The sequence below is a fragment of the Bordetella sp. genome (genome assembly GCF_051960075.1).
Lineage (GTDB): Bacteria > Pseudomonadota > Gammaproteobacteria > Burkholderiales > Burkholderiaceae_B > Bordetella.
Map to the genome: position 1 here is coordinate 23,913 of NZ_JBQCER010000009.1, position 7,085 is coordinate 30,997.

Here is a 7,085-nt window from a genome sequence, read left to right on the forward strand (position 1 = left end):
TTTCCCGGCCTCAACGACAGACATCTTCGGGAGCCGCGCAAGCGGCTCTTTTTTCGAGGTGCTTTTTCGAGTCCTCGCAGCGTTGGCGCAGCCGGACTGTGCGTCCGGTGCAGCGCGATGCACCTAGTATTTACACCCATAGCAACGCATGGCGCCCGGGCCTTGCCCGGGACTTGTCAGAGGCAGCGCGGGCAGGCATGCAAAAAATGCATGCCTGCCATGAGAACTAATCGATTGTTTACCGTCTGTGGCAACACTGACAATGATTCGAACCAGGCTGCCTAGCAAGGCAAACCTTCTCTACCTCGGAATCAGAGCAGCGATCGATGACTTCCCCGACCTTCTACCCCTGCCAGGATGAAGCCCCCGTGCGCCGGCACACGCCCGGCGCCGCGCCCACTTGCGGCGAGTCCCTCGTCACATTGCTCGAACGCTACGGCGTCGATTATGTGTTCGGCATTCCCGGCGTGCATACGATAGAGTTGTACAGGGGCCTGGCTGCGTCGTCGATCCGGCACGTCACGCCGCGCCACGAACAGGGCGCAGGCTTCATGGCGGACGGCTATGCCCGCGTCACCGGCAAGCCAGGCGTCTGTTTCATCATCACCGGGCCGGGCATGACCAATATCGCCACGGCGATGGCGCAGGCCTACGCCGACTCGATCCCCATGCTCGTGATCTCCAGCGTCAACGCGCGGCGCGAGCTGGGCAGCGGCGACGGACGGCTGCACGAACTGCCGTCGCAGCGCGAACTATTCGCCGGCCTGACCGCCTTCTCGCATACGCTGCTCGACGCAGCCGATCTGCCGCAGGTCCTGGCGCGCGCGTTCGCCGTCTTCGGCAGCGCGCGGCCGCGTCCCGTGCATATCGAGATTCCACTGGACGTTATCGTGTCGCCGGCCGGCGCATTGGCCAACGCACCGGCGGCAGCAGCAACGCGGCCGGCACCCGATGCCGAGGCGATTGCGGCAGCAGCCGGCCGCCTGGCCGGCGCCAAGCGGCCGCTGATCCTGGCGGGCGGCGGCGCCGTGGACGCAGGCGAACCGCTGCGCGCACTCGCCGAACGCCTGCAGGCGCCTGTCGCGCTCACCATCAACGCAAAGGGTCTGTTGCCCTGCGGCCATCCGTTGTTGCTGGGGTCGACCCAGTCGCTGCCCCAAACCCGCGAGCTGGTGCGCGATGCCGACGTGGTGCTCGCGATCGGCACCGAACTGGGCGAAACCGACTACGACACCGTCTTCGACGGCGGCTTCGCGATCGAGGGTCATCTGATACGAATCGACATCGATGCCGGACAGTTGATGCGCAATTTCCGGCCCGACAAGGCCATTGTCGGCGATGCGAAGGCGGCGCTCACCGGTTTGGTCCGCGCGCTCGGATCGCATTCCGCGGTCGAAAGCGCTGTCTGGGGCGCCGCGCGCGTCGCAGACGTGCGGGCAAAAATCGATGCCGATTACGATGCGCCGTCCCGCGCGCAGGCCGCGCTGATCGAGACGCTGACTACGGCGCTGCCCGGCGTGATCATTGTGGGGGATTCGACCAGTCCCACCTACGTGGGCAATCTCACCCACGACGCGGCCGCGCCTCGCTCCTGGTTCAACTCGTCCACCGGCTACGGCACGCTCGGCTACGGGCTGCCCGCCGCGATCGGCGCCAAGCTCGCGGCGCCGCATCGGCCCGTGGTCTGCCTGATCGGCGACGGCGGACTGCAATTCACGCTGCCCGAACTGGCCAGCGCGGTCGAGGCCGGCGCGCCCGTCATCGTCGTCGTCTGGAACAACTCCGGTTACGGCGAGATCCGCAAATATATGGTCGCACGCGGCATCACGCCGGTCGGCGTCGATCCCTACACCCCCGATTTCATCACGCTGGCACGCGGCTTCGGCTGCGTAGCCCGCACCGCCGACGACCCCGCTGCGCTCGCCGCGACGCTGAACGAAGCGGCTGTCGCCAGCTTGCCCACGGTCATCGAAATACGCGAAGCCGACTGGTTTGCCAAGATGGGAGCACGAGCATGACGGCACCTCAGCATTTCGATCCGCCTCTGCGCACGCAGCTGCTCATCGACGGCGTCTGGTGCGCCGGCACCGCCGGCCGATGCCTGGACGTGATCAACCCTTCGACGGAAGCCGTCATCGCCCAGGTCGACATGGCGGACAAGGCCGATGTCGACCGCGCGGTGCAGGCCGCCGCACGGGCCTTCGCCACCTGGAAGAACACGAGCGGCGCGCAACGCGGGGCGCTTCTGCGCGCCATCGCGCGCGGCATCCAGGCACGGCACGAACGGCTCGCCGCGCTGCAGTCGCTGAACAATGGCAAACCGCTCGCCGAAGCCGAGATCGACGTGGGCGACGTTGTCGCCACGTTCGACTATTACGCAGGCCTGGCCGAGCAGCTCGATACCTCGGGCGTGTCCGAAGTCGATCTGCCGAGCGCGGATTTCCGCGCCTGGATCCGACGCGAACCCGCAGGCGTGGCCGCGCTTATCGTGCCGTGGAACTTTCCCATGGTGACGACCGCATGGAAGCTCGCCCCGGCCCTCGCGGCGGGCTGTACGGTCGTGCTCAAACCGTCCGAAATCACGCCGCTGCCCGAACTGGAGCTTGCCGCCATCGCTCTCGAGGCCGGCCTGCCACCAGGCGTGCTCAATGTCCTTACCGGTACGGGCACCGACGTCGGCGCGCCACTGGCAGCGCACCCCACGGTTGCGAAAGTCTCGTTCACGGGCAGCACGGCCGTCGGCATCCAGGTCATGAAGACCGCCGCCGACACCGTCAAGGGCGTCGGTCTCGAGCTGGGCGGCAAATCCTCGATCGTCGTTTTCGCCGACGCCGATCTCGACCTCGCAGTCGATCTGGTCATGGGCGGCGGCTTCTTCAACGCAGGGCAGATGTGCTCGGCCACGTCGCGCGTTCTCGTGCAGAAACCCATCGCCGCGACGCTCCTTGAACGCCTGGCCCGGCGCGCAGAAGAACTTTGCGTCGGCGATCCGTTCGCACCGGACGTTCAGATGGGTCCGATCACGAACCGCATGCAATACGAACGCGTTCTCCGAGCCATTGCCGAGGGCCGCCGAAGCGGCGCGCGAATAGTGGCGGGAGGCGATGCGGTTGCAGGACCGGGATATTTCATACGCCCGACGATCTTCTCCGACGTGCCGATCGACAGCGCGTTGTGGCGCGAAGAGATTTTCGGCCCGGTGCTCTGCGTAAGCACATTCGAGACCGAGACCGATGCGATCGAGTCCGCCAACGACACCCGATACGGCTTGGTGGCCTCCGTGGTGACCGGCGATGCCGAGCGGGGCGCACGCATGACCGCGGCGCTCGAAGCGGGCGTGGTCTGGGTCAACACGCCGCAGGTGATTTTTCCGCAAGCGTCATGGGGCGGATACAAACAGAGCAGCCTGGGGCGGGAGCTCGGGCCATTCGGCCTGGCCGCCTTTCAAGAAATCAAGCAAGTGATACGACCGGCCTGATCGGCCCCGTGGCGCACGCCATGGAGCAATCCGATCGCCTCGGTCATGCAGTTCGAATGCGTTTTTGTTTCACCCCGCGCTGCGGGGGAGCTATCGATAGCCTTGCGCAGCAACATCCTTTAATTGGAGATGATCATGCAAAGTTTCAAACCAGGAAGAAGACAGGCCATGAAAGCCTTAGGCGCGACGTTTGCTGCCTCGACTCTGTCTCTTCCCTTCATTCATACCGCCAAAGCGCAAAGCAGTTTCTCGGGAAAGACGCTGCGCCTGTTGACGTGGTCGGACGACACCGGCACGGCCGCTCTGCGCAATATCGCGGAGACGTTCAGCAAGGCCACGGGCGCAAAGGTCATCGCAGACCGCGCGGACGGCACCTCGGGCATGGTCGCCAAAGTCAAGGCCGCCGGCGACCGGCCTACCTATGACGTGATCACGCTCGCCGGCGTCGGCGCTTCCGGCCTTGCCGATGCGGGCCTGCTCGCCAAACCCGATCTGGATCGCCTGCCGAACCTGAAGGACGTACCGCAGCAATACCGCACCGGCGCGGACGGTTTCGGCATCGGCTATCTGCTGTGGTCTGACGGGCTGGTCTACAACACCGCCACCGTGAAAACGCCGCCGGCCAGCTACGAGGCTTTGTGGGACTCGAAATACGCGGGCAAGCTCTTTCTGCCGCCGCCGGAATGGGCCGAGGCGGTCGACCTGACCATCATCGCGGCGAAACTGGCGGGCGGTTCGCAGCAGAACATCGAACCGGGCTTCAAGAAGCTCGCCGAGCTGAAGGACCGGGTGATGACGCTCGGGGAAAACCCGAACCAGATCGCCGACCTGTTCCGCACCAAGTCGCTCGACATCGGCGGCATCTATTCGGCCGCGTTCTTCCCCGAGCAGATCCGCAAGCCCGAGTACAACATGGGCATCACCTATGGCATGAAGGAGGGCTTCGCAACCCAGCTCATGTTCAGCGTGGTCCCCAAAGCGCATCCGGGCGACCTCGACCTGATCCACGCCTTCGTCAATCACACACTCGATCCGCAAGTGCAGGGCCGCATGGCCGCCGACGTGCTCAACGGACCCGTCAACGGCAAGGCGGTCATCCCCGCCGCGAGCCAGGCGTTCGTGCCCACGCCCAGACAGATCGCCGAGAAGGCCATATTGCATGACGACAAGGCGCTGGCCGTCGTGCAAGCCGACTGGATCAAGCGCTATACCAGTCTGTTCTCGGCCTGAGTCCATGTCCGCCATCGCCGCCCCGGCTGCGCAGCCAGCCGCAACAAGCCCTTCAGGGTTGCCCGGCATCTCGCCGTGGCTGCTGCTCGCGCCGGTTCTGGCCCTGCTCGCTGTGCTGGTCGCCGCCTCGCTCGTCGTGCTGCGCATGAGCCTGGGCGTGCCCAACAGCGAGTGGCACAGCTACACGCTGCGCAACTACACCGACCTTGCGGATCCGTACTTCCTCAGGTCGCTGTGGCTCACGCTGCGGCTGGCGTTCGAGAGTATGGTGTGCGCCATGGCGATCGCGACCCCGGTCGCGCTCGCCATGGCCCGAACCGAATCGCGGCTCGCGCGCCGGCTCATGCTCGCCTGCGTACTGCTGCCGCTGCTCGTCAATCTGCTGCTGCAGGGGTACGGCTGGCTCGTCATCCTCGGCCCTGCGGGGTTGCTCAATCATGGACTGCAGGCTCTCGGTCTCGCCCGGCGTCCCGTGATGTGGCTATATCGTGAGCAGGGGGTGTTGCTCGGCCTGATACAGACCGCCTTTCCGCTTGCCGTCCTGCCCATGTCCAGTGCGCTGCGCGCGGTGCCGCGCACCTTCGACGAAGCCGCGGCCACGATGGGCGCATCGCGCCGGCAGGCCCTCATCCACGTGATCCTGCCGCTGGCGGCGCCCGGCATCGTGTCCGGCGCGCTGCTGGTCTTCGCCTACAACGCCAGCGCCTTCGCCGTGCCGCTACTGCTGGGCGGGCGGCGCGTGCCCATGCTGGCGATCTACGTGCACGACCAGATCGCCCCGCTGCTGAACTGGCCGGCGGCATCGGCCTCGGGCGTGGTCCTGATCGTCGCGGTCTTTGCCGTTCTCGGCCTCTCGCAGCGCCTGACGCATCGCCTGCAGGAGGTTCGCCGATGACTCGCCTTCTGCTGCGCGCAGCCTTGCCCGGCCGTCTGGGCCGCTCCACCGGGCTGCTCGCGACCCTGGTGCTGTTCCTGGCCGCTTTGCCCATACTCACCTTAATCGTGATGTCGTTCGGCACCACGTCCACGCTCGACTTTCCACCCGCCCATCTCGGCCTGCGCTGGTACCGAGCCGCCTGGCACACGTTCGTGTCGCCCGATGCCAGCGACCCGCTGTCCATGGGCACCGCGCTCACGACGAGCCTGATCGTGGCGATCGCAACCATGCTGGTCTCGACCGCGGTCGCCGTGCCCGCCTCCTACGCGCTGTCGCGCCACCGCTTTCGAGGCAAGCCCTTCGTCGAGCAGCTCATCGCGCTGCCTATCGTCTATCCGCTCGTCATGCTCGGCCTGGCGCTGCTGATCGTGTTCAACGCCTTGCCCGTCGAACTGGGCATGATGCGCTTGATCATCGCCCACGTGATTCTCACGCTGCCATTCACGATCAAGAACTGCACGGCGTCGGTTGCCGCCATCGGCCCGGAGTTCGAGGAGGCAGCCTGCCTCATGGGCGCGGGTCCGTATCGCGCGCTGCTTGACGTCGTCCTGCCGCTCATGCGGCCCGGCATTCTTGCCGGCATGCTGTTTGCCTTCATTGTGTCGTTCAACGAATTCACAGTGACTTTCTTTCTCTATGACATCAACACCACGACGCTGCCGGTGTGGCTCTATAGCCGAACCGTGTCTGCGCTCGACCCCACGGTGTTCTCCTTCGCCGTGTTCACCGTCGCGATCGACTTTGCGCTGATCTGGATGCTCGAGAAGCTGATGGGCGACAGCGGCATCGCGATCTGAACAGACCCGGCGCACGACTCCCGACCGAGATACGACGACCATGACCCAGCTGATACTCCAGGACGTGACCAAGCGCTTTAACGAAGCCTGCGCCGTCGATCGCGTCAACCTTTCCATTCCCGACGGCAAACTGGTCTGCTTTCTCGGTCCTTCGGGTTGCGGCAAGACCACCCTCATGCGCATGATCGCCGGGCTCGAAACGCCCACCTCCGGCTCGATGACCTTGGCCGGAGAAGATCTGCTGCGCGTTCCCGCGAACCGGCGCAACTTCGGCATGGTGTTCCAGTCGCTCGCGCTGTTCCCGCACATGACCGTGGCGCAGAACATCGCGTATCCGCTAAAACTGCGCAAGATAGACGCGGCGGCGCGAACGCGTCGCGTGGCCGAACTGCTCGACATGATCCAGCTGCCGCATATGGCGGATCGACTGGTCACGCAATTGTCGGGCGGACAGCGTCAGCGCGTCGCGATCGCACGCGCCATTGCCGCATCGCCGCGCCTGCTGCTGTTGGACGAACCGCTTTCTGCGCTGGACGCCAAGCTGCGCGAAGCCATGCAGGTCGAAATCCGGCTGCTGCAGCAGCGCCTGGGCATCACTACCATCATGGTGACGCACGATCAGCGCGAAGCGATGACGATGGCC

General features: G+C 65.5%; 6 protein-coding genes. All 6 read left to right on the forward strand.

The genetic code is table 11. The annotated features are described in order from the left end of the window. The first annotated feature begins 326 nt into the window (after positions 1-326). Entirely contained in the window at positions 327-2,018 is a 1,692-nt protein-coding gene (locus ACTHJ1_RS01010; protein ID WP_440186506.1) for a 5-guanidino-2-oxopentanoate decarboxylase, read from the forward strand. After that, positions 2,015-3,478: an aldehyde dehydrogenase family protein gene (locus tag ACTHJ1_RS01015; protein WP_440186508.1), complete on the forward strand. Its 1,464-nt coding sequence runs from the start codon at positions 2,015-2,017 to the stop codon at positions 3,476-3,478. The genes ACTHJ1_RS01010 and ACTHJ1_RS01015 overlap by 4 nt, the downstream gene beginning before the upstream one ends. Positions 3,479-3,613: 135 nt before the next feature. Further along, positions 3,614-4,708, forward strand: coding sequence for an extracellular solute-binding protein (locus tag ACTHJ1_RS01020; RefSeq protein WP_440186510.1), 1,095 nt, complete (start codon positions 3,614-3,616; stop codon positions 4,706-4,708). Positions 4,709-4,712: 4 nt separating this feature from the next. Further along, a complete protein-coding gene (locus ACTHJ1_RS01025; protein WP_440186512.1) occupies positions 4,713-5,603 on the forward strand; it encodes an ABC transporter permease in 891 nt (296 codons plus the stop codon). Next, entirely contained in the window at positions 5,600-6,442 is an 843-nt protein-coding gene (locus ACTHJ1_RS01030; protein WP_440186514.1) for an ABC transporter permease, read from the forward strand. The genes ACTHJ1_RS01025 and ACTHJ1_RS01030 overlap by 4 nt, the downstream gene beginning before the upstream one ends. A 40-nt stretch (positions 6,443-6,482) precedes the next feature. Beyond that, positions 6,483-7,085 (forward strand): ABC transporter ATP-binding protein (locus ACTHJ1_RS01035; RefSeq protein WP_440186516.1); only part of this gene is annotated, 603 nt, incomplete at its 3' end.